Here is a 22,830-nt window from a genome sequence, read left to right as displayed (position 1 = left end):
AAAACGGTCTAAGACTGTGCCAGCCATTTCGCCTTTCTGGCTTGAACAATCTTGCGCACTTGTGGGAAATCGGCCGGATGCGCGCGCAATTCGCTGATTTTCGCACTGACCTTTGATCCCCTGACCGGCGTAACATGGCGCTATTCACAATCGCGTCAGGGAGACGACATGCTGTACCGAATCGCAGCCGACGGGCTGGTGCTGTTCCATTTGTGCTTCATTTTGTTCGTGCTGTTTGGCGGGCTGCTGGTACTCAAATGGCCGCGTTTGATGTGGCTGCATCTGCCGGCAGCCGCCTGGGGCGTGGCGGTCGAAGTACTGCACTTGACCTGCCCGCTGACCTACTGGGAAAACCTTATGCGCCACGCGGCCGGGCAGACTGAATACGCCGGCGGCTTCATCGAGCATTACATCTGGCCGATCATTTACCCGGCCGGGCTCACCCCGCAGATTCAACTGGCGCTCGGCAGCGTGGTACTGGCGGTGAACCTGTTGGTTTACGGCCGTTTAATCCGGTCGTGGAAACTGCGCCGAGCACTGTAATCAACGCGCCGTTTGCTTCAAGGCCTCAAGCCAGGCCGGATCCAGGCGCGTCTGCGCGGTATCGAGCCCCAGCGCCTGCATCCGCTCCTTGTGTGCTTCAGCTTCCCGCCACAATTGCCCGTGATCGCTGGAGTTGCCATCCAGTTCGTGCATTTGTGTCAGCCCTAGATGGTAGAAGCGCAGCACCTTCATCGCCGTCGCATCGTTCTGCTCCACCGCCGCCTTGACCTGATGCATCACATTGGTGATGCTCATCAGGTTGCGCTTGAGTCGCCAGCTATACACCGCTGGCGCCATCCAGCTCTGATTCCAGAAGCGCCCGCGCAGTAATGCCGCAGTCAGCAGAAATGCCAGAAAAACCCCGCCGACATTGAAGCGCAGGTTATCGCCGCCAGGCTCGCCGAACAGCGCCACCGCGACGCTGGAAAACAGCATCGCCAGCACCAGGAACAGCACGGCGATGATGATCGTGCTGCGGCGTGTCTGCTGACGAAAAGTGGCGGCGTCCATCGGCTGAATCTCGAACATCACAAATGACTTCCTTGAGCGACAAAAGGGCTAACAGAAAAAACCGGCCGGCGCATTATCGCCTCTACCGCGGATTTAGCTATGCTGGGGCTCCTTTTCATCTTTTCAGCGTCCAACGGGGACATGGCGGTACAGCGCAGATCGTGCCATCTTCATTCATGGATACACACTATTCGGATGCCATTCGCCGGTTTTGGGATGACATCGTTTTAAGGATCATTGCATGACCCAACGACACGTAATCAATGCCTCGGTCAGCCCGAAAGGCAGCCTGGAAACCCTTTCTCAACGTGAAGTTCAACAACTGAGCGAAGCCGGATCCGGCAGCACCTATACCCTCTTCCGCCAGTGCGCCCTGGCCATCCTCAATACCGGCGCCCATGTCGACAATGCCAAAACAATCCTCGAAGCCTACAAGGACTTCGAAATCCGCATTCACCAACAGGACCGCGGCGTACGCCTGGAGCTGCTGAACGCTCCGGCCGACGCCTTCGTCGACGGCGAAATGATCGCCAGCACCCGCGAAATGCTCTTCAGCGCCCTGCGCGACATCGTCTACACCGAAAACGAACTCGACAGCCAACGCATCGACCTGACCACCTCGCAAGGCATCAGCGACTACGTTTTCCACCTGCTGCGCAATGCGCGCACTTTGCGTCCGGGCGTCGAGCCGAAAATCGTCGTGTGCTGGGGCGGTCACTCGATCAACACCGAAGAATACAAATACACCAAGAAAGTCGGCCACGAACTCGGCCTGCGCAGCCTCGACATCTGCACCGGCTGCGGCCCCGGCGTGATGAAAGGCCCGATGAAAGGCGCGACCATCGCCCACGCCAAACAGCGTATTCACGGCGGTCGTTATCTCGGCCTCACCGAGCCGGGCATCATTGCCGCCGAAGCGCCGAACCCGATCGTCAATGAGCTGGTGATTCTGCCGGACATCGAAAAACGTCTGGAAGCCTTCGTCCGTGTTGGCCACGGCATCATCATCTTCCCGGGCGGTGCCGGTACCGCGGAAGAATTCCTCTACCTGCTGGGCATCCTGATGCACCCGGACAATAAAGGGCTGCCGTTCCCGGTAATCCTCACCGGGCCGAAACACGCCGCGCCGTATCTGGAACAACTCGATGCTTTCGTCACCGCGACCCTCGGTGAAGCGGCCAAGCAGCACTACGAAATCATCATTGACGACCCGGCCGAAGTGGCACGGCAGATGACTCAGGGGCTGAAAGCGGTGAAGCAGTTCCGTCGCGAGCGCAACGACGCGTTCCACTTCAACTGGCTGCTGAAAATCGACGAAGGCTTCCAGCGTCCGTTCGATCCGACCCACGAAAACATGGCCAACCTGAAACTGCACCGCGACCAGCCACCGCACGAACTGGCGGCGAACCTGCGTCGGGCGTTTTCCGGAATCGTCGCCGGCAACGTCAAGGACAAGGGCATTCGCCTGATCGAAGAGCACGGGCCGTACCAGATCCGTGGGGATGCGGCGATCATGCAACCGCTCGATGCCCTGCTCAAAGCCTTCGTCGCCCAGCACCGGATGAAACTGCCGGGTGGCGCGGCGTATGTGCCGTGTTATCGAGTGGTGGCGTAATACTTTCAGCTACCACCTGACCTTGTAGGAGTGAGCCTGCTCGCGATAGCGGTATATCAGTCACCTTTTATATTGACTGAACCACCGCTTTCGCGAGCAGGCTCGCTCCCACAGGTTCTGTTATGTGGCGCAAATGGTATTTGCAACCTGAATCCCCCTGTGGGAGCGAGCCTGCTCGCGAAGAGGCCCGAAAGAACAACCTCAACCCACCAACCGCGCCGCCAACGCCTTGGCCTGCAACGCCACATCCGTCACCGCCGTACTCTCCCACCACATCCCGCGCAATGGCGGTCCCATTGCAAACAACCGGCTAGCCGCAAGCCCCTCGGCATCCAGCACCGCGCCATCCCCTGCCGCCGCAATCCCCAACGCCAACGGTCCCGGCTGCACCAGACCACGCGCCAGCACCTGCTGCGGCAACGGTCGCGCCACCCGACGCCAGTCGTATTCGATGCCACTGGAATTGATCAGCGCGGCGCCCTGCACCACGCAGATTTCCGACTCACCGCGCCGTCGAATACGAATGCTGACGCCATCTTCAGGGCTCGACTCAAGCCCCTTGAACGACGCTGCCTGAATACGCAATCGCCCTTCTTTATAAAGATGCTCAACCAGCGCCGCACTCAGCGGCGGCGAACGGTGATGATGGCTTTCCCACCACGGCCGCACATGCCGTACGAATTGTCGACGCTGCACGTCAGTCGCCTGACTCCACAACCGGGCGATGTGCACCCGCACCGTGTCCAGCGGCGCTTGCCAATCGATACCTTGGGCGATGGCTGCCCGGCATTGCCGACGCAACTCGCGCAATAACTGTCGGGGCGTGCGAGTACTGTGATCGTCGCCAAGAAAATCCACCCAGGCCGGCGGTTGTCGGCGCACATGGGGTAACAAGCCATGCCGCGAAAACACTTCGATCGGCCCGCGATGCCCCGCCTGCTCCAACGACACCACGGCATCGACCATGGTCAGGCCAGAGCCGATGATCAACACGGTCGATTGCGGGTCGAGTTGACGCATCGCCGCGACATCCCACGGATCAAGCGCGGCGGCGTTGAGGCCGCTGGAGGCTTTCTGCGGAGTTCGTGCGGCAGGGAACATTCCAGTCGCCAGCACTGCGCAGACTCCAGACAATGACTGACCATTGCTCAGCGTGAGCTGCACCGAATCGGCATCGACCTGCAGATCGACGACCTCTGCACGAATGTGTTCAACGCTCGAACCATAACGCGCCCCGACAGTGCAGGCTTCAGCCAGACGCTGCTGCACATAGACCCCGAACAATCCACGCGGCGGGAACAGTTCGCTGACCGGTACGTTCTGCTCTGCAGACTCCGGCCAGCCTCCGCCGGCAATGTGTTCAGTCAGCCATTGCGTCAGATCATCAGGATTATCCGGATCGACGCTCATGCGCGCCGCATTGCCGTTGAGTGTGTGGCCCAACTCGACTGCACTGTAGGCCTCGCCGCGTCCCAATTCAGCACGCGGCTCAATGATCAGGACCTTGCGCTGGCCGGGCAGACGCAACAATTGCACCGCCAGCATCGTGCCGCTGAGGCCGCCGCCGATGATCAGGATAGTTTCCTGTTTGTTTAAGGGGGAAAATTGCCTGTGCTGCGCTTCGTCCATGCTGATTTCGCCAGCCTGAGTCAACCTGATAGTTCCAACACTTTAGAGGTTTGGCTGAGGAAGAGACAATGATGAGATCTAATATTGAAACGCAAGTGATGACCATCTCACGAAGCGTTTATGCAGTCCCCCTATTGTCGGATCGGTTGTGTCTTCGACGTCAACATTCGAGACGTCGAAGACCGTGACCTTCTCTCTTTCAAGAAGGTAGAATGTCGTAAAAAACAACATCCGAATAATACGAATTGCCGAGTTGGTCATAACCGACATACGAAAATGACTTCTGTGGGCCGGTGTGATCATGCAGGTGGGCTCTTGGAATGAAAACCTCTGCACTTACAGGTTGAATTTCCACAACAATTTTATCGGAGATCAGGATTTCAATTTCACGAACATCACCATGTACAGTAATTTCCGCTGTCGCGCCCTGAGCGGGTACGTCCCCCATGCTGATCGCCCCCTCTTTTGCTTCTTTGATAGTGAGTGCGTAGGCCATTTTCCAACTCCTTTCCATTGCAGTTTGGTTTGAATACCGCGAAGAGAATATGGCCCGTATCCAAGATTAAGGTCTACTGTCAGAAATTACAGGTAGACACGTTTTACCGACAAACGGTCATATGACCACATTGCGCACAAACCGCGCCGCAACATCGCCATCATTGCGATAGGAATGCGGCTGGTTGCTGGCAAACATGAAAAACTCCCCAGTGCCGATGTGCTGCGGCTGATCGCCGAGCATCAGCGTCAGGCAACCTTCAAAGACGAAAATCTGCTCGCTCCAGCCCTCGGCATCCGCTTGCGACGGGTAGACCTCGCCCGGTTGCAGACACCATTCCCATTGCTCGACTTCGCGAGTCGCCGTCGCTTTGGAGAGCAGCACCGCTTTACTGCCCGGGATCGTGCCCGCCCAGGCCACCTCGTTGATGCGGCTTGGATCACGCGCATCCGGTGCCTGGATCAGATCGCTGAACGCCACATCAAGCGCCTCGGCAACGCGATCAAGCGTGGTCAGACTGACGTTCTTTTCGCCCGCCTCAATCGCCACCAGCATGCGCCGGCTGACGCCAGATTTTTCCGCCAGCGCGGTCTGGCTCATGTCAGCGGCATGGCGTAGACGTCGCACATTCAGGCTGACGTGTTGCAGGACGGACGCCCGTTGCGTTGAATCTTTGTGCACTATATTGCTCACTCGGTGAGGTTGGGCAGTATACTGCGCAACGTTGGGCGCATTGTGCGGCCTCCTTTTTATAGTGCGCAAGGTCATGACGTCGCAGAACAGCTCTCCCACTCCCCTTCGTTTCTCTCGTTTCAGCAAAGCCGAGTGCGTGCTGGTGCTGATCACCATGATCTGGGGCGGCACCTTTCTGCTGGTTCAGCATGCGATGACGGTCAGCGGGCCGATGTTTTTTGTCGGTCTGCGTTTTGCGGCGGCGGCTTGTATCGTGGCGCTGTTCTCGTGGCGGCATCTGCGCGCACTAACCCTATTCGAACTCAAGGCCGGCGCGTTTATTGGCGTGGCGATCATGCTCGGTTACGGCTTGCAGACGGTTGGCTTGCAAACCATTCCGAGCAGTCAGTCGGCGTTCATCACCGCGCTATACGTCCCGTTCGTGCCGTTGCTGCAATGGCTGGTGCTTGGACGCCGTCCGGGGTTGATGCCAAGCATCGGCATCATGTTGGCGTTCACCGGTTTGATGCTGCTGTCCGGGCCGTCCGGCGCAGCGCTGAATTTCAGTCCCGGCGAAATCGCCACGCTGATCAGCGCCATCGCCATTGCCGCCGAAATCATTCTGATCAGCACCTACGCCGGTCAAGTTGATGTGCGCCGAGTGACCGTCGTGCAACTGGCAACGACCTCCGTGCTGTCGTTCCTGCTGGTGGTGCCGACCGGGGAAATGCTTCCGGACTTTTCCTGGACTCTGCTGGTGACCGCGCTGGGGCTGGGCGCAGCAAGTGCGGCGATTCAGGTGGCGATGAACTGGGCGCAGAAGAGTGTTTCGCCAACCCGGGCGACGTTGATCTATGCCGGTGAGCCGGTATGGGCCGGGATTGTCGGACGGATTGCCGGGGAGCGCTTGCCGGCGATTGCGCTGGTGGGCGCGGGGTTGATTGTGGCGGCGGTGATTGTCAGTGAGTTGAAGACCAAGGGTAAGGTTGCTGAAGCCGAAGCTGGGTTGGAGCAGGAAACCCAAGGTTAACCCGCATCACCTTCAGCGTCTGGCCCAACGCTTTCGCGAGCAGGCTCGCTCCCACATTTTGAAATACATTCCAATGTGGGAGCGAGCCTGCTCGCGAAAGGGCCATCTGCCACAACATCGCTGCCCCTGAAACAATGCCAAACAGAAAATTCCAGACTACTTTGTAGGATTCTGAGACATCCTGGCGTTTGGTGATCGGGGAGCTGGCACGTATGATGCTTCACAAACTTCCGCAGATTAGAAGCCTATGTCCCTGATAGTTCTACTGCTTCTGCCATTCATTGGCAGCTGTCTGGCAGCGGTGCTGCCACACAACGCGCGTAATACCGAATCCCTGCTGGCAGGTCTGGTCGCTCTGATCGGCACCGTCCAGGTCGCGCTGTTGTACCCGCAAATTGCCCACGGCGGCGTGATCCGCGAAGAATTCATGTGGCTGCCCAGCCTCGGGCTGAACTTCGTTCTGCGCATGGACGGTTTCGCCTGGCTGTTCTCGATGCTGGTGCTCGGCATCGGCACGCTCGTTTCTCTCTATGCGCGTTATTACATGTCGCCGGACGATCCGGTGCCGCGCTTCTTTGCGTTTTTCCTGGCGTTCATGGGTGCCATGCTCGGTCTGGTGATCTCCGGCAACCTCATCCAGATGGTGTTTTTCTGGGAACTGACCAGCCTCTTTTCATTCCTGTTGATTGGCTACTGGCACCACCGCGCCGACGCCCGTCGCGGTGCCTATATGGCGTTGATGGTCACCGGTGCCGGCGGATTATGCCTGCTGGCGGGGGTCATGATTCTCGGCCATGTCGTCGGCAGCTATGACCTCGACAAGGTCCTGGCCGCCGGCGACATGATTCGTGCACACGCCCTCTACCCTATTCTTTTACCCCTGATTCTTATCGGCGCACTCAGCAAAAGTGCGCAGTTCCCTTTCCATTTCTGGTTGCCGCACGCAATGGCGGCGCCGACACCGGTTTCTGCCTATCTGCATTCGGCAACCATGGTCAAGGCCGGGGTGTTCCTGCTCGCGCGTCTGTGGCCATCGCTGTCTGGCAGTGAAGAATGGTTCTACATCGTCAGCGGGGCCGGCGCGTGTACGCTGTTGCTCGGCGCGTATTGCGCGATGTTTCAGAACGATCTCAAAGGTCTGCTCGCTTACTCGACCATCAGCCATCTCGGCTTGATCACCCTGTTACTGGGCCTGAACAGTCCGCTGGCTGCCGTGGCGGCGGTGTTCCACATCCTCAACCACGCTACGTTCAAGGCTTCGCTGTTCATGGCCGCAGGCATCATCGACCATGAAAGCGGTACCCGCGATATCCGCAAACTTAGCGGCCTGATCAAACTGATTCCGTTCACCGCGACGCTGGCCATGGTTGCCAGCGCCTCGATGGCGGGTGTGCCATTGCTTAACGGTTTCCTGTCGAAAGAGATGTTCTTCGCCGAAACCGTGTTCATCAACGCCACGGCGTGGGTTGAAGCGGCGCTGCCGATTGTCGCGACCATCGCCGGTACATTCAGCGTTGCCTACTCGCTGCGTTTCACCGTCGATGTGTTCTTCGGTCCACCGGCCACTGAACTGCCGCACACCCCGCATGAGCCGCCGCGCTGGATGCGTGCGCCGGTAGAACTGCTGGTGTTCACTTGCTTGCTGGTGGGGATTTTCCCCGCGCAGATCGTCGGCCCACTGCTCGCGGCAGCCGCCTTGCCTGTCGTCGGCGGCGAACTGCCGGAATACAGCCTGGCGATCTGGCATGGCCTCAACGCGCCAATGATCATGAGCCTGATCGCCATGTCCGGCGGCATCATCGTCTACCTGTTGCTGCGCAATCAGCTCAAGCGCGGTCGCTTCAAGTACCCGCCACTGGTAGGCCGCTTCAACGGCAAGCGCCTGTTCGAGCGCAGTCTGGTAGTGATGATGCGCATGGCCCGGCGCGTCGAGCGGCGACTCGGCACCAAGCGTCTGCAGATGCAATTGTTCCTGATGGTACTGGCGGCAGTGCTCGCCGGCCTGATCCCGATGCTGCACAGCAGTCTTAGCTGGGGCGACCGGCCGAAGATTCCTGGTTCGATCGTTTTCGTGACTCTTTGGCTGCTGGCAATTGCCTGTGCCCTCGGCGCCGCGTGGCAGGCCAAGTATCACCGTCTCGCGGCCCTGACCATGGTCAGCGTCTGCGGCTTGATGACCTGCGTGACCTTCGTCTGGTTCTCCGCGCCCGACCTGGCCCTGACACAACTGGCGGTCGAAGTGGTCACCACCGTGCTGATCCTGCTCGGCCTGCGCTGGTTGCCACGCCGTATCGAAGAAGTCTCGCCACTGCCAAGCAGCCTGCGCAAGGCGCGGATTCGTCGTCTGCGCGACTTGCTGCTGTCGATTGCCGTCGGCGGTGGCATGGCGCTGCTGTCCTACGCGATGCTGACGCGGCAGACGCCGAACGACATCTCCTCGTTCTACCTCAGCCGCGCCATGCCCGAGGGCGGCGGCAGCAACGTGGTCAACGTAATGCTGGTGGATTTCCGTGGCTTCGACACCCTCGGTGAAATCACCGTGCTGGTCGCCGTGGCGCTGACCGTGTTCGCCCTGCTGCGGCGTTTCCGCCCGCCGAAAGAAAGCCTGCAATTGCCAGCCCAGCAACGCTTGCTGGCGCCGGACGTGGTCACCGATCTGGTCAACCCGCGTTCAGCCAGCGACACCGCGCTCGGCTTCATGATGGTGCCTGCAGTGCTGGTGCGTCTGTTGCTGCCAATTGCGCTGGTGGTGTCGTTCTATCTGTTTATGCGCGGACACAACCAACCGGGCGGTGGTTTCGTCGCCGGTCTGGTGATGTCGGTGGCGTTCATCCTGCAATACATGGTCGCTGGCACACAGTGGGTCGAGGCGCAAATGAGCCTGCGGCCGCTGCGCTGGATGGGCACCGGGTTACTGTTCGCCACCGCCACCGGCCTGGGGGCGATGGTCGTCGGTTATCCGTTCCTGACCACGCACACCTGGCATTTCAGCTTGCCGGTGCTGGGTGACATCCATATCGCCAGCGCGTTGTTCTTCGACATTGGCGTATACGGTGTTGTGGTCGGCTCGACGCTGTTGATCCTCACCGCCCTCGCCCACCAATCGGTGCGAGGTCACAAGACCGCATCGCTGCCCAAGTCCGTCGCCAGCAAAGGAGCCGTCTGATGGAAGAAGTCATCGCAATCGCCATCGGCGTGCTCGCCGCGTCCGGCGTCTGGTTGATCCTGCGACCACGGACCTTCCAGGTGGTCATGGGCCTGTGCCTGCTGTCGTACGGCGTCAACCTGTTCATCTTCAGCATGGGCAGCCTGTTCATCGGCAAGGAGCCGGTGATCAAGGATGGCGTCACCCAGGATTTGCTGCATTACACCGACCCGCTGCCACAGGCACTGGTACTCACCGCGATCGTCATCAGTTTCGCCATGACCGCGCTGTTCCTCGTCGTTCTGCTCGCCTCGCGCGGCCTGACCGGCACCGACCACGTCGACGGCCGGGAGCCTAAAGAATGATGGCGATGACTCACCTGATCGCCGCACCGATTCTGCTGCCGCTGCTGACCGCCGCCATCATGCTGATGCTCGGCGAGCGGCACCGACCGCTGAAGGCGAAGATCAACCTGTTCTCCAGCCTCGTCGGCCTGTTCATTTCGGTGATGCTGCTGCAATGGACGCAAACCACTGGCGTCCCCGGTTCCATCGGCGTTTATCTGCCGGGCAACTGGCAGGCGCCGTTCGGCATTGTGCTGGTGGTCGATCGCCTGTCGGCGCTGATGCTGGTGCTGACCGGGATCATCGGCGTCAGCGCTTTGCTGTTTGCCATGGCCCGTTGGGACGGCGCCGGTTCGAGCTTTCACGCACTGTTCCAGATTCAGTTGATGGGCTTGTATGGCGCATTCCTGACCGCTGACCTGTTCAATCTGTTCGTGTTCTTCGAAGTGTTGCTCGCCGCGTCCTATGGCCTGTTGCTGCACGGCTCGGGGCGGGCGCGGGTTTCATCGGGGCTGCATTACATTTCGATCAACCTGCTCGCCTCGTCGCTGTTTCTGATTGGCGCGGCACTGATCTACGGTGTCACCGGCACGCTGAACATGGCCGATCTGGCGCTGAAGATTCCGCTGGTGCCGGAAGCCGACCGAGGCTTGCTGCACGCCGGTGCTGGCATTCTCGCGGTAGCGTTCCTGGCCAAGGCCGGTATGTGGCCGCTGAACTTCTGGCTGGTACCGGCCTATTCATCGGCCAGTGCACCGGTGGCCGCGATGTTCGCGATCATGACCAAGGTTGGCGTCTACACGCTGCTGCGTCTGTGGACACTGTTGTTCTCAGGGCAGGCCGGAGCGTCGGCATTCTTCGGCGGCGACTGGCTCATTTATGGCGGCATGGCGACCATGGTCTGCGCCGGCCTGGCAATTCTCGCCGCGCAACGCCTGGAGCGCATGGCCAGCCTGAGCATTCTGGTCTCGGCGGGGATTCTGCTGTCCGCCGTTGGCTTTGCCCAGCCGAACCTGATCGGCGCGGCACTGTTCTATCTGGTCAGTTCGACCCTGGCGTTGAGCGCGCTGTTCCTGCTGGCCGAGTTGATCGAACGCTCGCGTTCGGCCAACGAGATCCCGCTGGAAGACGAAAGCGAACTGCTGCCACGTCCGCAGGAGTCCCTGCAACCGCCCAAAGGCATCAACCTCGATGACGAGCAGAAAGCCGTGGTCGGTCAGGTCATCCCGTGGACCATGGCGTTTCTCGGCCTGAGCTTCATTGCTTGCGCGCTGCTGATCATCGGCATGCCGCCGCTGTCCGGGTTCATCGGCAAACTCAGCCTGATCGGTGCTTTGCTCAATCCGCTGGGCCTGGGCACCGACGCGCCGATATCCAACGCTGCATGGGCGTTGCTGGCATTGCTGATTCTCACCGGGCTGGCATCGCTGATGGCGTTCTCGCGTCTCGGCATCCAGCGCTTCTGGACGCCAGAGGAGCGCCCTTCACCGCTACTGCGCAAACTCGAATGCGCGCCGATCTTCCTGTTGCTGGGGCTGAGCGTCGTCCTGACTTTCAAGGCTGAACCCCTGTTGCGTTATACCCAGGGCACCGCCGAGGCGCTGAACAATCCGCAGCAATACGTGATGGCGGTGCTCGGCACCCGTGCCGTACCGAGCCCGGAAGCCAAATCGGCGATGCTGGAGGTGCAGCCATGAAGCGTGTGTTTCCTGCACCGTTGTTGTCGCTGGCGCTGTGCGCCTTGTGGCTGACCCTGAACCTGTCGGTCAGCCCGGGCAATCTGCTGCTCGGCGCGATACTGGGTTTTGCTGCACCGTTGATGATGCGCAAACTGCGTCCGAAACAGGTACGCATTCGCCGTCCGGGAACGATTCTGCGCCTGTTCTTCCTCGTCGGTCGCGACGTGGTGGTTTCCAACCTGATTGTCGCGTGGGGCGTGCTCAACGCCGGTCGTCGCCCGCTGCGTTCGGGCTTTGTCAAAGTCCCGCTGGACCTGCGCGACGCCCACGGCCTGGCGACTCTGGCGATGATCTGCACGGTGGTGCCCGGCACGGTTTGGTCGGAGCTGTCGCTGGATCGCAGCATTCTGTTGTTGCATGTCTGGGATCTGGATGACGAAGCGCAATTCATCGAGCACTTCAAGAGCACCTACGAGCGGCCGTTGATGGAGATTTTCGAATGAGCCCATTACTGTCGAACGCGATTCTGCTGACGCTGTTCCTGTTCTCGCTGGCGATGGTGCTGACGCTGGTGCGCTTGTTCAAAGGCCCGTCAGCGCAGGATCGGGTCCTGGCGCTGGACTACCTGTACATCGTCGCCATGCTGATGATGCTGACGCTGGGCATTCGTTATTCCAGTGACACTTACTTCGAAGCGGCGCTGCTGATTGCGCTGTTCGGCTTCGTCGGTTCGTTTGCCCTGGCGAAATTCCTGCTGCGTGGTGAGGTGATCGAATGAATGCTGAATTGTCTCTGTGGGTCGAGATTCCGGTGGCGATCCTGCTGGTGCTCAGCGGTCTGTTTGCGTTGATCGGTGCGATCGGATTATTGCGCATGAAGGATTACTTCCAGCGCATGCACCCGCCGGCACTGGCTTCGACGCTGGGCGCATGGTGTGTCGCACTGGCGTCGATCATCTGCTTTTCGGCGCTGAAATCCGGGCCGGTCATACATGCCTGGCTGATTCCGATTTTGCTGGCGATTACTGTACCGGTGACCACGTTGCTGCTGGCGCGGGCGGCGCTGTTCCGCAAGCGCATGGCCGGGGATGATGTGCCGGCTGAGGTCAGTAGCCGACGCACCGAGAGTGGTAGCTGAAGTTTTGTATTGTCTGCAATGACGCTATCGCGAGCAGGCTCACTCCTACATTTGGAATGCGTTCCCCTGTAGGAGTGAGCCTGCTCGCGATAGCAATCTCCAGATCACCTCAAATATCAAACCCAAGCCACCGCCAACAACCCCGCCCCCAACAGCGCGCACAACGGCGAATACACCCAGGTGTCCAGCCGCGCAAACCGCGAATCCTTCACTTCCTTGAAGAACCCGACCAGATTCGAATCACCAATCGCCCGGGCAAACATCAACAGCGCAATCGCACTGATCACCCATTGCAGTGCCTTGTGACTCACCGCCGGCATCCCCCAGCCAACCCGCATACACACCAACGCAGCAATCACCAACAATGCCGCTGCCACAATCAACGTAAGCCAGCCTGACGGCTTGAACGCCGGCCGCACCGTTGCGACAAAACCGCGCACCGGCACCTGCGGCACCACCACCGCTGCCGCCCACTGCCCACCCAGCGCCCAATACACGTGCATCAAGGCGATCACCGCGAAAGTAGTCACCAGCCATTGAGCCAACACAAAGGTCATGGTTGAAATCCTTGGAAAGGGATTTGAACAAATCATCCTAGTCGGATTTTTTTCAAGTGCACGACCGATCAGCGGTACGGTAAAGTGCCGCCCCATGAAATTCTCCCGTTCCGATCGCTCACTGCTGGCCTGGATGCTCTATTGCTGCGTCCTGTTCAACGTGTTCGCCTGCAGCATCGGTCACGGACAAATGGTCGGTATGCAGCTGAACGGTATCGGTGGCCAGTTCTGTACAGTCGACCCGGCCACTCAAGCGCCGCTCGCCAGCAACCCCACCGAAGAACAACTGCCGACCCTGTCCAAGGCCTTCGGCTGCCCGCTGTGCTCGGTCGGCGGCGGCATGGGGCCGGCGTTCAACTCCAGCCTGACGCTGGCGATCCTGCCGGAACAACACAGCCCGCCACTGGCGCCCATCGTCAGCGCTGACCTCCCTGCCCGCTTCACCTGGCCTTCGGCCAACCCTCGCGCCCCGCCGCTCGCCTGAATGTCCCTGCCTTTTTGATTTGTCAGCCCACTGCGCCAACGCGCGGCGTTCGCCTGTGCGCTGACTCCTAGACAAGCATTCAGGATTCAATGATGAAACAACTCACTCTACTGGCGAGCCTGTGCGGCTGCCTGTCCGTCAACGTCTGGGCGCAATCCACCGTGGATCTGGCGCCGATCACCATCGACGGCGAGTCCGGCGCGGAACCGGGCCTGAGCCTCGACCAATCCAGCGGCATGGCTTCGCGTCTGGGTTTGAGCGTGCGTGACACACCGGCTTCGGTGGCCATCGCCAATCGCAACGATATCGAACGCCACGGCGCGCAGAACTTCCAGGACGCCGCCAACACCTTGCCCGGTGTCAACGCCAGCGCGCCGCCGGGTTTCGGCGGGTTCGTTTCCTATCGTGGCTTTACCAGCAGTCAGATTACCCAGATGTTCAACGGCATCAACGTATCCGGCGGCCTCGCCCGCCCCGTCGATTCGTGGATCTATGACCGCGTTGAACTGGTCGGCGGTCCGTCATCGCTGATCAATGGTGCAGGCTCCGTCGGCGGCTCGCTGAACTACGTGACCAAACTCGCCACCCGTGATGAACAAGCCGTTGAAGGTCGGGTCAGCTACGGCACCTACGACACCACCGAAACCGCGTTCGGCCTCAACCACGCCCTGACCGAGCCAGGCGCCGACGTGCAGCACTATGCGCGACTCGACGTCAGCCACAACACCAGCAACGGCTACATCGACCGCCAGGAGCGCGATGCCTGGAGCGTGGCGTTCTCGCTGCTCAGCGATCTCACTCCGAACCTGTCGCACACGCTGGCGCTGGAATATCAGGACGAACACGAAGACAGCCCTTACTGGGGCACGCCCGTGCTCAATCCCAAGGCCGGCGAATTGAAGATCGACAAACACAATCGCTTCAACAACTACAACGTCGAGGACGGACGTTACGAGCAGCGAACGATCTGGGTACGCTCGATCATCGACTACCGCATCAACGACAACACCACCCTGCGCAACACGCTGTATCACCTCGACAGCCAGCGCGATTACCGCAACCTCGAAACCTACCAGTACAACGCCGACAACACCGCGGTGAACCGTTCGACCGCCTATCAGGTTCGCCATCAGGGCGAACAGAACGGCAACCAGTTAGAACTGCGCCACGACAACACGCTTTTAGGTCTCGACACCACGTGGTCGGGGGGCTTCGAATACAAGGTCAACCAGACCACCAACTCGCCGCTGAACATCAAAGGTGCGAGCACCGTTGACCCGAACAACTACCGCCCGGGGCACTTCTACGACATTCCCGGCACCAACCCGAAATTGATCAGCGACAAAACCAACGAGGTCACCACCAAGGCATTGTTTGTGGAAAACCGTTTGGCGTTGACCGACAAACTGTCGCTGCTCACCGGTCTGCGCTATGACGACATTGACCTCGATGTGACCAACCATCGCACCGTCACCGCCGCCAATCCCAAGCACCTCAAGCGCAGTTGGGAGCCAGTCACCGGCCGCGCCGGCCTGAGCTACCAGTTCATTCCGTCGGCCAACGTCTACGTGCAATACAGCACCGCCGCCGAGCAACCGAACGGCACGCAGGACTTTGATGTCTCGACCGGCAAGCAATGGGAGATTGGTAGTAAATTCGATTATCTGAATGGACGCGGCTCGGCGACGATTGCCGCTTACACCATCGAGCGAAAAGACTTCGCGGTGACGGACCCGCTAGATCCGGCCGGCAGTATTCCGGTCGGTCAACAGACGTCGAAAGGGGTGGAAATCGCCAGTTCGTTGCGGATCACCGATAAGCTTTTGGCCGAAGGCAACTTCGCCTGGGTCGACGCGCAGTACGATGATTTCACCGAAAAGAATGCCGCCGGTGTCGTGGTGTCACGCAAGGGCAACACGCCGACCAATGTGCCGGATCGAGTCGGCAATCTGTGGCTGACCTATGACTTTTCGCCGCAATGGCAAGGTGGGGTGGATGCGCGGTATGTGGCGTCGGTGTATGCCGATACTGCGAATACCATGACCGTGCCGTCGTACACCTTGTTCGGCGGTTTCCTCAGCTACAAGGTTGATTCGCACACCACCGTGACCGGGCGCGTGCGTAACCTGACCAATGAGGTGTATGCCGAGTTTGCGCATGTTTCGCCGGCGTATTACCTCGGATCACCGCGTACCTTCGAATTGGCGGTGCAGACCCGATTCTAAAAGCATCGCAAGCAGGCTCACTCCTACAGGGGAATGCATTCCAATTGTAGGAGTGAGCCTGCTCGCGAAGAGGCCGGCCGCATCAGCCTCTATTTCAAATCAGCCGAAACCTTCTCCGCGACATCCTTCGGCAACCAGGCCTGCCAAACGTCCGGGTGCGCCTTCATGAATGCCTCCGCCGCCTCACGCGGCGCCGTGTGCTTCTCGCTCATCTCGGCCAACGCCTTGTTCAGCGGCTCGATCGGGAAATCCACTTTGCTGAAAAACTCGGCAATCTGCGGATACTGCTTTTGAAACGGCGTAGACACACCAATCGACAGCTTCGACGCCAGCGACCGGGTCGGTTTCGGATTCGGATTATCGGCATCGGTCAGCGTTTTCCACGCCTCGGCATCAAACGGCGGCTCTTCCAGTTGCACCAGTTTGAACTTGCCCAGCAGCGGCGTCGGCGACCAGTAGTAAAACAACACCGGTTTGCCACGACGAATCGATGAGCTGATCTCGGCATCCAGCGCCGCCCCCGAGCCACTGCGGAAGTTGGTGTAGTCGTCCTGCAATCCGTAAGCCGTCAACTTCTGTTTGTTGACCACTTCCGAGGTCCAGCCGATCGGGCTGTTGAGGAACCGCCCCTTGTTCGGGGCTTCCGGATCCTTGAACACGTCCTTGTACTTCTTCAGATCACTGACACTGCGCAGATCCGGCGCCAGCGGCTTGATGCCTTTGGCTGGGTCGCCCTTGATCACGTATTCCGGCACCCACCAGCCCTCGGTAGCGCCCTTGACGGTATCACCGAGGCTGACGACTTTGCCTTCGGCCTCGGCCTTGACCCACACAGGACTGCGCCCGGCCCACTCCTCACCAATGACCTGAATGTCATTGTTGGCCAGTGCGGTTTCCAGCGTGATGGTGGTGCCAGGCAAGGTGTCGGTCGGCAAGCCGTAACCCTTCTCGACGATGATCCGCAGCACATCGGTAATCAGGCTGCCGCTTTCCCAGTTCAGGTCGGCAAAATGGATCGGCGCCTGGGCGGCCGTCACCGATTGCGCTGATGTCAGCAAACCGAACGTGGCCACGCTGGCGGCCAGTAACCGTCGAAATCCGTTCATGCATTGCACCTCGTGCTGTTCACAGCAATGGCAGGATGGCCTGACAGAAGACCGCAAGCCTCTGAATACTCAGTCAACTGACTGTAGCCGAGGTTCCTGCTTTTTCCGGGCCGCACTCCGGACGAGGTTATGAATCAGACTTTTCCTGCAGGCTTTGCAGCTCGCGTCTGACCATGCTGGCGTATTCCGCGGGACGTAACTGGTAGATCTGCGCAGCCACCCAGTTCAGCCAGGCGCCCTGCAATTCGGCCTTGGCGGCGAACAAACGCAGGGCTTCCTCGCGTGCAGTGTCGAGGTTCTGCGAATGGAAATCTGAGCGACTCACTCGCTGGCCTTGAACGTCACCAGCTCGCCCTTGCGCCATTTGGCGGCTTTGGCGGTCACGGCTTTCAGGGTTTTGGTCAGGCCTTCCTGCAATTGCTGATGAGCGGCGAACACGGTCACCACGCTGTGGCCTTCCTTGAACAGGATCGCGTGCCCGTCAGCAGTTTCGACGAAGGCGTAATCGCCCAGTCCATAGACCGTGAGTTTGATTTCGCGAAAGCGGATATCCATCTTGCCGCCTTCACGGCTGGGCAAGACCGATGCACTGAAATGATCGCCGACCTTGAGCTTGAGCCCTGGTTTGTCATCGACCACCAAGGCGCTTTCGGTGTCGATCTCGGCCACGTAAATGCCTTCGGCGTTCTGCTCGGTGATGTAAACAAAACGCGACTGGAACAACTTGACCAGCTTTGCACGCAAATCACCCAACACGAACAAAGCATGCATATCGAGATTACTGACTGCCAAAGAAACATCCCCACATCTGAAAAAACCGCACACGGAAAACGCGCACGGCAAAAAAAAGCCAGGCCAATGCAACTACCAAATGACTCAAATAAATACCCGAATCGAGCAGAGTGCTGATTCAGCGCGAGGCCCCTAAGACTACTGGATTGTCACTCGCGAAACTCATCCAGATTTCGCCAAAGCTTGAAGGAAAAATCCTCACCGTTGGCAAGAGCAGTCTGACTACGAACTTTAGGGAAAATTCTCACGAAAAAAAGCACTTTTCCGACATATCGCTGGCGAAAAATTGCTTTAGATAAGCCCTGTCGTCAACAGGTACTGGCGATTCTAGAGCAGCGATGCTCATTCCGACTACCCGAAACGGCCTGTAAATATCGGCCAACTGATGAAAAGGACTTCATATGTGCACTCGGACTCACTTTGCCATGACCACAGACGCCCGTATCGAATCGCCGCTGATCCTGCATCTCAGCGCCATCAACGAGCATTGGCCACGCTTTCAAGTCGTACCGGCCGGCAACGCCTTCTTCCACATCAAGGAAACCTCGACCGGGCGTGTAAGAGGTTTCCGTGAAGATCACAACGAAGCCTGCGCCCTCGCCCGTTCACTTGAATCGAAGATCGAACTCCTGGCGAATGGCTGCCTCAGATAAAGAGACACCTACCACGCCAGACCGGCGCCCACCGAAGGAGTACACGATGGAACTGCCAGCATACGATCTGAAAACCCTGTTCGATCAACTGGGGCTAGATTCAGAAGGTAACGCAATCGACGATTTCATCGAGGCGCATCTACTGGACGCCAACACCAAACTGATCGACGCTGACTTCTGGTCACCGCAACAGGCGCAATTGCTAAAGGAATGGTTACGGGCGGACGGTGAAGAAGCGGTCATGGTCGACGAGCTGAATGTGCGCCTGCACCGAGACAAGTAATCCCGGATCAGTGAAGGCTGTCACATGGCTCGGCATGCAATTGCACGAGCCACGCAGCCTTGCACTCCTCGGCCTCGTCGCGACTGGCAAACGCGGTACCGCGACGCTCGCCATTGAGCAACACCACCCAGCAAACGCTGCGCCCCATTGCGCGCAAACCGGCCGGCACGCCACTGCCGATCATCACGGCAACATCAACTCTGCACTGCATGCAGCTCTCCCGAAATCATTAGCAACCTAACTAAGCGGTCAGATTAATGGTTTCTTTCGAGCGGAAACAGCAAGCTCCATGCACAGATTTATTGCACCGAGAGTAACAATCCCTCAGCGCGGTTTTTCCGGTTTATAGCCCAGACGCAATCCACCCCAGTGCCGGCCCTTGATCATGATCGGCACCGACAGGTCATGCATCAGCTCACCAGTGTCGCGGGTATAGGTCTGCAACAACACCGGTTGCTGATGGCTGCCGCAGCGAATACCCGTGCGGTCGGCAAACTTGCGTTTGGTGCGATTGTTCACCGCGTCGACCTGTGCATCGCCGGTCAACGGCTGGCTGAACAACTGATTGTGCGTCGGCACATAACCCTGCTGCGTGCAGGCAATGGCGAACACCAGCCCCTCGTGACGCGGCAACAAGGGTTCCTGAATCGCCGGCAGCACCTGATCGGTGTAACGGTCGAAACGGGTTTGGAATTTCGCCGGCTGCGTATTCGGGATCGGCTGATACTGGCGGTCAAACAAATCCTCAAGGCTGATCCGGCCCTGCTCGACATCCGCCTCGAACCGCGCAGCAATCTGGCTCGCCCCCTCACGCGCCAGATCGTAGATACGCTGGTGATAGTCATCCAGCCCGACTTCGGCCAGACGCTCACTGATGGTTTCCGCCTGCCCTTCCATCTGCACCGCCGCTTCGGCGAGGCGGCGCGTCTGTTGATCGCTGATCGCCAGATCGCTGCGCATCTGTTCAATGGCTTTAAAAAGACTGTCGAGTTGTTCGCGATTGGTTTCCGCGCCCTGGGCAATTTCACCGACCTGACTTTCCACACCGGCAGCCAATCGTGCAATGTTCTCCAGATGCTGACCGGTGTGCTCGACCTGCTCGACACCGGTCTGCAGATCGCTGGACAGCTCACGAATCTGCTCAACCACCTGCGCCGTGCGCTGTTGAATGTCCGCGACCATCTCGCCCACTTCACCGGTTGCCGAAGCTGTGCGTGCCGCCAACCCGCGAACTTCGTCCGCCACCACCGCGAAACCACGACCATGCTCACCGGCCCGCGCCGCTTCGATCGCCGCGTTCAATGCGAGCAGATTGGTCTGGCTGGCAATCGACTGAATTACCAGGGTCACGCGCTGAATATCATCGCTGCGCAGACTCAAGGCTTCGATCAATTCACGGCTGGCATTGGCGCGCTGACTGAGCTGATGCATGCGCGCGATCGAATCCACCAGTTCCGTGCGCCCCACTGCGCTGCTGTGATGCGCCTGACTGGCCGCCTCAAGCGCCGTACGGCTGAGCTGTGAAGTGGCGTGTTCAGTCGCGATCATCACCTCGGCGTTGCTGACGATCTGCGCCGCCGCATCGAGTTGCGATTCGAGTTTGCTCGCCAGTTCCTTGACCGAAAATGCCACGCCGGCCGCCGACAAGGCGTTATGACTGGTGGTGTAGGAAAGGTCGCGGGTCAGTTCAGACATGGCGCTGCCGCTGTCGGCAGGCTGGGTATCGGGGATGGTGCGGGAGCGTAGGCGTGGCAGCCAGACAATCAGCACCGCCAGCGGCATGCCAATGTACAGCGACCATCCGGCCAGGGACATGCCGGCCAGCAACAGCATCAGGGCGATGCTTTGCAGGGTCGGTGCGATCCAGCGGTTTTTCGGCAAAAGCACTGGTGCAGGCAAAGCCCCAACCAGAGATCCATCTCTCGTCATATCAACACCCCACGCTTGTTCTCATTGTTGTGACTGCATTAAACGCCACTACAACGCCATTATCCATGGTCCGTTAGTCGTGGGGTCTGTGGCAGGTCAATGGAATCGCGGGGAAATATTGCGGACGAGCAAAAACAAAGATCGCAGCCTCCAGCAACGCCTGTGTAGGAGCTGCCGAAGGATGCGATCTTTTCAAGGCGCCCCTATCGAAAGGGTCACCTCACAGAATCAGGCCTGACGCTGGTGCTTGTCGATCTGCTCGTGGCGCTCTTGAGCTTCGATGCAGTACTTGGTGGTCGGGCTGATCAGCAGGCGTTTCAGGCCAATGGCCTCGCCGCTGTCATCGCACCAGCCAAAGCTGTCTTCCTTGATGCGCTCAAGGGCTTGTTCCAGCTGTGGCAGCATGCGCTGGTCGCGATCGATCGCGTTCACCAGCCAAGTGCGCTCTTCTTCAACCGAAGCCGCGTCCGCCGGGTCAGCCGGGGTGTCCAGGCTTTCGATGGCGATACGGTTTTGCTCAATGCGCTCGTGGGTTTCGACTTTCATGTTCTGCAACAGCTCAGTGAAGAAAGCGTGCTGCTCGGCATTCATGTAGTCATCTGCCGGCATGGCCAGCAACTTGTCCTTTGTCATTGATATCTCTATAAAAAAACGTGCATTAAGGCGAATTAGGGAGCGTTTCGGCGAACCGCGTGCGGTCGGCGAAAAGGCATCGTTTATTGCAAATGCCACCCGGCACTCAATTTACGAGGGGCGGCAGTCTAAGGCCCGAATGAGGCCTCAGCAACTGTAAATACAGGGAATTTGTCCGACAACGTCCGGAAACTGCTCTGACACAGGGTTCACACGGGCAATCGGAGTGCGTTTATAGCAAGAAATTCAGTCGAGCGGCTGTATATAGAAGACAAACGGCTAACCGCACAGCGTTCAGACGCAATTTTTTACCACGCACTGCATCGTTTCAGCAAAGCAGAACCGCAAAAGCCCCCCTACTATCAGGCCCATCGTGAGATCAAACAGCCTGAAGGAAGACCTATGCCCCGCCCCGATCTGCCGGCCACCGACGAGGTTTCACTCGCCAGCCCCCCGATCAATGCCGAGCGCCTGCTGCAACTGATCACCGACGAATACGACGCCCTGCCGCGCCAGCTCAAACGCATCGCCAGCTACATCAGCCAACAGAGCGACCGGATCATGGTCGACCGCATCAGCGACATCGCCCGTGAGTGCGAAGTCCACCCGTCCGCCATCGTGCGCTTCTCGCAACGCTTCGGTTTTAGCGGCTTCAGCGAAATGCAGGCGCTGTTCCGCAGCGCCTACACCCACAAAGCCTCACCGGTGCAAAACTACCAGCAACGCATCCGCAGCATGATCGCCAACCAGTCGCAGCAAGCCAGCGCCGGCGACCTCGCCCGCGAATGCATCGACGCCACGCGCTCCGGCATCGAACGCCTGGGCCGCGAACTCGACGACACCGCGTTCGAAAAAGCCGTCGACCTGATCGTCAACGCCGACAACATTTATGTCGTCGGCGTGCGCCGCTCCTTCGCCGTCGCCGACTACCTCGTTTACAACTTGCAACACACTCAGAAAAAAATTCATCTGGTGTCCGGGCTAGGCGGCAGCTATCGCGAGCAAATGCGCAGCGTGCGCGCCAACGATCTGGTCATCGCCATCAGCTTCGTGCCCTACGCCAAAGAAACCCAACATTGCCTGCGCTTCGCCCGCCAGCAGCAGGCCAACACCCTGATCCTCACCGACAGCCACCTCTCGCCGCTGGCGAAACTCGCCAACAGCGTATTGCTGGTCAACGAAGGCAGCGCCCTCGCCTTTCGCTCGCTGAGTGCGACGCTGTGTTTGTGTCAGGCGTTGTTTGTGGCGGTGGCCTATCGGCTGGAACTGAATGTCGATGAGATTCACGAACAACCCGGCTTCGACGACTGACAATTGCCTCAACGTCGGCTAGGTTATGCCTTCCCACCGGTTTGACTTGAAGGAACG

General features: G+C 59.2%; 25 protein-coding genes. 14 read left to right on the top strand and 11 right to left on the bottom strand.

Annotation, left to right across the window (positions count from 1 at the left end):
- Positions 1-168 precede the first annotated feature (168 nt).
- Positions 169-543 carry a DUF2784 domain-containing protein gene (locus tag PspR84_RS11655; RefSeq protein WP_077573342.1) on the top strand — a complete coding sequence of 125 codons (375 nt, stop codon included), beginning with the start codon at positions 169-171 and terminating at the stop codon, positions 541-543.
- Here PspR84_RS11655 and PspR84_RS11650 read toward each other — a convergent pair whose 3' ends face one another.
- Positions 544-1,071: a DUF3087 family protein gene (locus PspR84_RS11650; RefSeq protein WP_160057358.1), complete on the bottom strand. Its 528-nt coding sequence runs from the start codon at positions 1,069-1,071 to the stop codon at positions 544-546.
- Between the two features lie 223 nt (positions 1,072-1,294).
- Here PspR84_RS11650 and ppnN point away from each other — a divergent pair, with 223 nt between their 5' ends.
- Positions 1,295-2,668, top strand: a complete 1,374-nt coding sequence (gene ppnN / locus PspR84_RS11645) for a nucleotide 5'-monophosphate nucleosidase PpnN (protein WP_008085844.1) — start codon at positions 1,295-1,297, stop codon at positions 2,666-2,668.
- 201 nt (positions 2,669-2,869) lie between these two features.
- Here the strand turns inward: ppnN and PspR84_RS11640 are convergent, their stop codons facing one another.
- The 3 genes from PspR84_RS11640 to PspR84_RS11630 form a co-directional block, all read right to left on the bottom strand.
- A complete protein-coding gene (locus PspR84_RS11640) occupies positions 2,870-4,297 on the bottom strand; it encodes an FAD/NAD(P)-binding protein (RefSeq protein WP_160057357.1) in 1,428 nt (475 codons plus the stop codon).
- A gap of 199 nt (positions 4,298-4,496) precedes the next feature.
- Positions 4,497-4,793 (bottom strand): hypothetical protein, encoded by a 297-nt coding sequence (locus PspR84_RS11635; protein ID WP_160057356.1) that lies wholly within the window; start codon positions 4,791-4,793, stop codon positions 4,497-4,499.
- Positions 4,794-4,910: 117 nt separating this feature from the next.
- Positions 4,911-5,474, bottom strand: a complete 564-nt coding sequence (locus tag PspR84_RS11630; RefSeq protein ID WP_160057355.1) for an XRE family transcriptional regulator — start codon at positions 5,472-5,474, stop codon at positions 4,911-4,913.
- Positions 5,475-5,559: 85 nt separating this feature from the next.
- Here PspR84_RS11630 and PspR84_RS11625 point away from each other — a divergent pair, with 85 nt between their 5' ends.
- The 7 genes from PspR84_RS11625 to PspR84_RS11595 all read left to right on the top strand — a co-directional run bounded on the left by PspR84_RS11625 (position 5,560) and on the right by PspR84_RS11595 (position 12,800).
- Complete coding sequence (locus tag PspR84_RS11625; RefSeq protein WP_160057354.1) at positions 5,560-6,495, top strand: DMT family transporter; 936 nt, start codon at positions 5,560-5,562, stop codon at positions 6,493-6,495.
- Positions 6,496-6,742: 247 nt separating this feature from the next.
- Positions 6,743-9,661, top strand: a complete 2,919-nt coding sequence (locus PspR84_RS11620; protein WP_160057353.1) for a monovalent cation/H+ antiporter subunit A — start codon at positions 6,743-6,745, stop codon at positions 9,659-9,661.
- Positions 9,661-10,005 carry a Na+/H+ antiporter subunit C gene (locus PspR84_RS11615; protein WP_007910763.1) on the top strand — a complete coding sequence of 115 codons (345 nt, stop codon included), beginning with the start codon at positions 9,661-9,663 and terminating at the stop codon, positions 10,003-10,005. Before PspR84_RS11620 ends, PspR84_RS11615 begins: the two co-directional genes overlap by 1 nt.
- A complete protein-coding gene (locus PspR84_RS11610; protein WP_160057352.1) occupies positions 10,002-11,681 on the top strand; it encodes a monovalent cation/H+ antiporter subunit D in 1,680 nt (559 codons plus the stop codon). Before PspR84_RS11615 ends, PspR84_RS11610 begins: the two co-directional genes overlap by 4 nt.
- Complete coding sequence (locus tag PspR84_RS11605) at positions 11,678-12,166, top strand: Na+/H+ antiporter subunit E (protein ID WP_160057351.1); 489 nt, start codon at positions 11,678-11,680, stop codon at positions 12,164-12,166. The genes PspR84_RS11610 and PspR84_RS11605 overlap by 4 nt, the downstream gene beginning before the upstream one ends.
- Positions 12,163-12,441 (top strand): K+/H+ antiporter subunit F, encoded by a 279-nt coding sequence (locus tag PspR84_RS11600; protein ID WP_007910754.1) that lies wholly within the window; start codon positions 12,163-12,165, stop codon positions 12,439-12,441. The genes PspR84_RS11605 and PspR84_RS11600 overlap by 4 nt, the downstream gene beginning before the upstream one ends.
- Positions 12,438-12,800 (top strand): Na+/H+ antiporter subunit G, encoded by a 363-nt coding sequence (locus PspR84_RS11595; protein WP_016982998.1) that lies wholly within the window; start codon positions 12,438-12,440, stop codon positions 12,798-12,800. The genes PspR84_RS11600 and PspR84_RS11595 overlap by 4 nt, the downstream gene beginning before the upstream one ends.
- A 116-nt stretch (positions 12,801-12,916) precedes the next feature.
- On the opposite strand, the gene PspR84_RS11590 is transcribed toward PspR84_RS11595, so the two are convergent.
- On the bottom strand, positions 12,917-13,357 hold the full coding sequence (locus tag PspR84_RS11590) for a DUF3995 domain-containing protein (protein ID WP_160057350.1): 441 nt from the start codon (positions 13,355-13,357) through the stop codon (positions 12,917-12,919).
- A gap of 94 nt (positions 13,358-13,451) precedes the next feature.
- Between PspR84_RS11590 and PspR84_RS11585 the strand changes: the two genes are divergently transcribed.
- Both PspR84_RS11585 and PspR84_RS11580 read left to right on the top strand, forming a co-directional pair.
- Positions 13,452-13,841, top strand: a complete 390-nt coding sequence (locus tag PspR84_RS11585; protein ID WP_016982997.1) for a DUF2946 domain-containing protein — start codon at positions 13,452-13,454, stop codon at positions 13,839-13,841.
- A 92-nt stretch (positions 13,842-13,933) separates the two neighbouring features.
- Positions 13,934-16,066, top strand: a complete 2,133-nt coding sequence (locus PspR84_RS11580; protein WP_160057349.1) for a TonB-dependent receptor — start codon at positions 13,934-13,936, stop codon at positions 16,064-16,066.
- A gap of 89 nt (positions 16,067-16,155) precedes the next feature.
- Here the strand turns inward: PspR84_RS11580 and PspR84_RS11575 are convergent, their stop codons facing one another.
- From PspR84_RS11575 to PspR84_RS11565, 3 genes are all read right to left on the bottom strand, one after another.
- Positions 16,156-17,172 carry an ABC transporter substrate-binding protein gene (locus PspR84_RS11575; RefSeq protein ID WP_160057348.1) on the bottom strand — a complete coding sequence of 339 codons (1,017 nt, stop codon included), beginning with the start codon at positions 17,170-17,172 and terminating at the stop codon, positions 16,156-16,158.
- Between the two features lie 127 nt (positions 17,173-17,299).
- The gene (locus PspR84_RS11570) at positions 17,300-17,497 is read right to left on the bottom strand and encodes a hypothetical protein (RefSeq protein WP_160057347.1); all 198 of its coding nucleotides are present in this window, start codon (positions 17,495-17,497) and stop codon (positions 17,300-17,302) included.
- Positions 17,494-17,943 (bottom strand): hypothetical protein, encoded by a 450-nt coding sequence (locus PspR84_RS11565; protein WP_052178306.1) that lies wholly within the window; start codon positions 17,941-17,943, stop codon positions 17,494-17,496. The genes PspR84_RS11570 and PspR84_RS11565 overlap by 4 nt, the downstream gene beginning before the upstream one ends.
- 422 nt (positions 17,944-18,365) lie before the next feature.
- On the opposite strand from PspR84_RS11565, the gene PspR84_RS11560 reads away from it, so the two are divergent.
- Together PspR84_RS11560 and PspR84_RS11555 are read left to right on the top strand one after the other, a co-directional pair.
- Positions 18,366-18,617, top strand: a complete 252-nt coding sequence (locus tag PspR84_RS11560) for a hypothetical protein (protein WP_160057346.1) — start codon at positions 18,366-18,368, stop codon at positions 18,615-18,617.
- Between the two features lie 46 nt (positions 18,618-18,663).
- Positions 18,664-18,900, top strand: a complete 237-nt coding sequence (locus PspR84_RS11555; RefSeq protein WP_160057345.1) for a DUF2789 family protein — start codon at positions 18,664-18,666, stop codon at positions 18,898-18,900.
- Between the two features lie 7 nt (positions 18,901-18,907).
- On the opposite strand, the gene PspR84_RS11550 is transcribed toward PspR84_RS11555, so the two are convergent.
- The 3 genes from PspR84_RS11550 to PspR84_RS11540 all read right to left on the bottom strand — a co-directional run bounded on the left by PspR84_RS11550 (position 18,908) and on the right by PspR84_RS11540 (position 21,462).
- Positions 18,908-19,111: a hypothetical protein gene (locus PspR84_RS11550; RefSeq protein ID WP_160057344.1), complete on the bottom strand. Its 204-nt coding sequence runs from the start codon at positions 19,109-19,111 to the stop codon at positions 18,908-18,910.
- A 113-nt stretch (positions 19,112-19,224) separates the two neighbouring features.
- Complete coding sequence (locus PspR84_RS11545) at positions 19,225-20,829, bottom strand: methyl-accepting chemotaxis protein (RefSeq protein ID WP_160057343.1); 1,605 nt, start codon at positions 20,827-20,829, stop codon at positions 19,225-19,227.
- Between the two features lie 228 nt (positions 20,830-21,057).
- Complete coding sequence (locus PspR84_RS11540) at positions 21,058-21,462, bottom strand: TraR/DksA family transcriptional regulator (RefSeq protein WP_003225981.1); 405 nt, start codon at positions 21,460-21,462, stop codon at positions 21,058-21,060.
- A 402-nt stretch (positions 21,463-21,864) separates the two neighbouring features.
- Here PspR84_RS11540 and PspR84_RS11535 point away from each other — a divergent pair, with 402 nt between their 5' ends.
- Positions 21,865-22,773 (top strand): MurR/RpiR family transcriptional regulator, encoded by a 909-nt coding sequence (locus tag PspR84_RS11535; protein WP_122607146.1) that lies wholly within the window; start codon positions 21,865-21,867, stop codon positions 22,771-22,773.
- Positions 22,774-22,830 lie beyond the last annotated feature (57 nt).

The organism is Pseudomonas sp. R84, from assembly GCF_009834515.1.
Lineage (GTDB): Bacteria > Pseudomonadota > Gammaproteobacteria > Pseudomonadales > Pseudomonadaceae > Aquipseudomonas.
The sequence above is the reverse complement of the archived record's forward strand: the minus strand, read 5'-3'. Positions and strand labels throughout refer to the sequence as shown.

Coding starts and splice junctions, on each gene's coding strand:
- PspR84_RS11650 (WP_160057358.1), bottom strand. CDS start 1,071: ATGTTCGAGATTCAGCCGATGGACGCCGCCACTTTTCGTCAGCAGACA.
- PspR84_RS11635 (WP_160057356.1), bottom strand. CDS start 4,793: ATGGCCTACGCACTCACTATCAAAGAAGCAAAAGAGGGGGCGATCAGC.
- PspR84_RS11545 (WP_160057343.1), bottom strand. CDS start 20,829: ATGACGAGAGATGGATCTCTGGTTGGGGCTTTGCCTGCACCAGTGCTT.
- PspR84_RS11590 (WP_160057350.1), bottom strand. CDS start 13,357: ATGACCTTTGTGTTGGCTCAATGGCTGGTGACTACTTTCGCGGTGATC.
- PspR84_RS11575 (WP_160057348.1), bottom strand. CDS start 17,172: ATGAACGGATTTCGACGGTTACTGGCCGCCAGCGTGGCCACGTTCGGT.
- PspR84_RS11620 (WP_160057353.1), top strand. CDS start 6,743: ATGTCCCTGATAGTTCTACTGCTTCTGCCATTCATTGGCAGCTGTCTG.
- PspR84_RS11560 (WP_160057346.1), top strand. CDS start 18,366: ATGTGCACTCGGACTCACTTTGCCATGACCACAGACGCCCGTATCGAA.
- PspR84_RS11655 (WP_077573342.1), top strand. CDS start 169: ATGCTGTACCGAATCGCAGCCGACGGGCTGGTGCTGTTCCATTTGTGC.
- PspR84_RS11580 (WP_160057349.1), top strand. CDS start 13,934: ATGAAACAACTCACTCTACTGGCGAGCCTGTGCGGCTGCCTGTCCGTC.
- PspR84_RS11640 (WP_160057357.1), bottom strand. CDS start 4,297: ATGGACGAAGCGCAGCACAGGCAATTTTCCCCCTTAAACAAACAGGAA.
- PspR84_RS11585 (WP_016982997.1), top strand. CDS start 13,452: ATGAAATTCTCCCGTTCCGATCGCTCACTGCTGGCCTGGATGCTCTAT.
- PspR84_RS11625 (WP_160057354.1), top strand. CDS start 5,560: ATGACGTCGCAGAACAGCTCTCCCACTCCCCTTCGTTTCTCTCGTTTC.
- PspR84_RS11555 (WP_160057345.1), top strand. CDS start 18,664: ATGGAACTGCCAGCATACGATCTGAAAACCCTGTTCGATCAACTGGGG.
- PspR84_RS11610 (WP_160057352.1), top strand. CDS start 10,002: ATGATGGCGATGACTCACCTGATCGCCGCACCGATTCTGCTGCCGCTG.
- PspR84_RS11535 (WP_122607146.1), top strand. CDS start 21,865: ATGCCCCGCCCCGATCTGCCGGCCACCGACGAGGTTTCACTCGCCAGC.
- PspR84_RS11540 (WP_003225981.1), bottom strand. CDS start 21,462: ATGACAAAGGACAAGTTGCTGGCCATGCCGGCAGATGACTACATGAAT.
- PspR84_RS11615 (WP_007910763.1), top strand. CDS start 9,661: ATGGAAGAAGTCATCGCAATCGCCATCGGCGTGCTCGCCGCGTCCGGC.
- PspR84_RS11595 (WP_016982998.1), top strand. CDS start 12,438: ATGAATGCTGAATTGTCTCTGTGGGTCGAGATTCCGGTGGCGATCCTG.
- PspR84_RS11550 (WP_160057344.1), bottom strand. CDS start 19,111: ATGCAGTGCAGAGTTGATGTTGCCGTGATGATCGGCAGTGGCGTGCCG.
- PspR84_RS11565 (WP_052178306.1), bottom strand. CDS start 17,943: ATGCATGCTTTGTTCGTGTTGGGTGATTTGCGTGCAAAGCTGGTCAAG.
- ppnN (WP_008085844.1), top strand. CDS start 1,295: ATGACCCAACGACACGTAATCAATGCCTCGGTCAGCCCGAAAGGCAGC.
- PspR84_RS11600 (WP_007910754.1), top strand. CDS start 12,163: ATGAGCCCATTACTGTCGAACGCGATTCTGCTGACGCTGTTCCTGTTC.
- PspR84_RS11605 (WP_160057351.1), top strand. CDS start 11,678: ATGAAGCGTGTGTTTCCTGCACCGTTGTTGTCGCTGGCGCTGTGCGCC.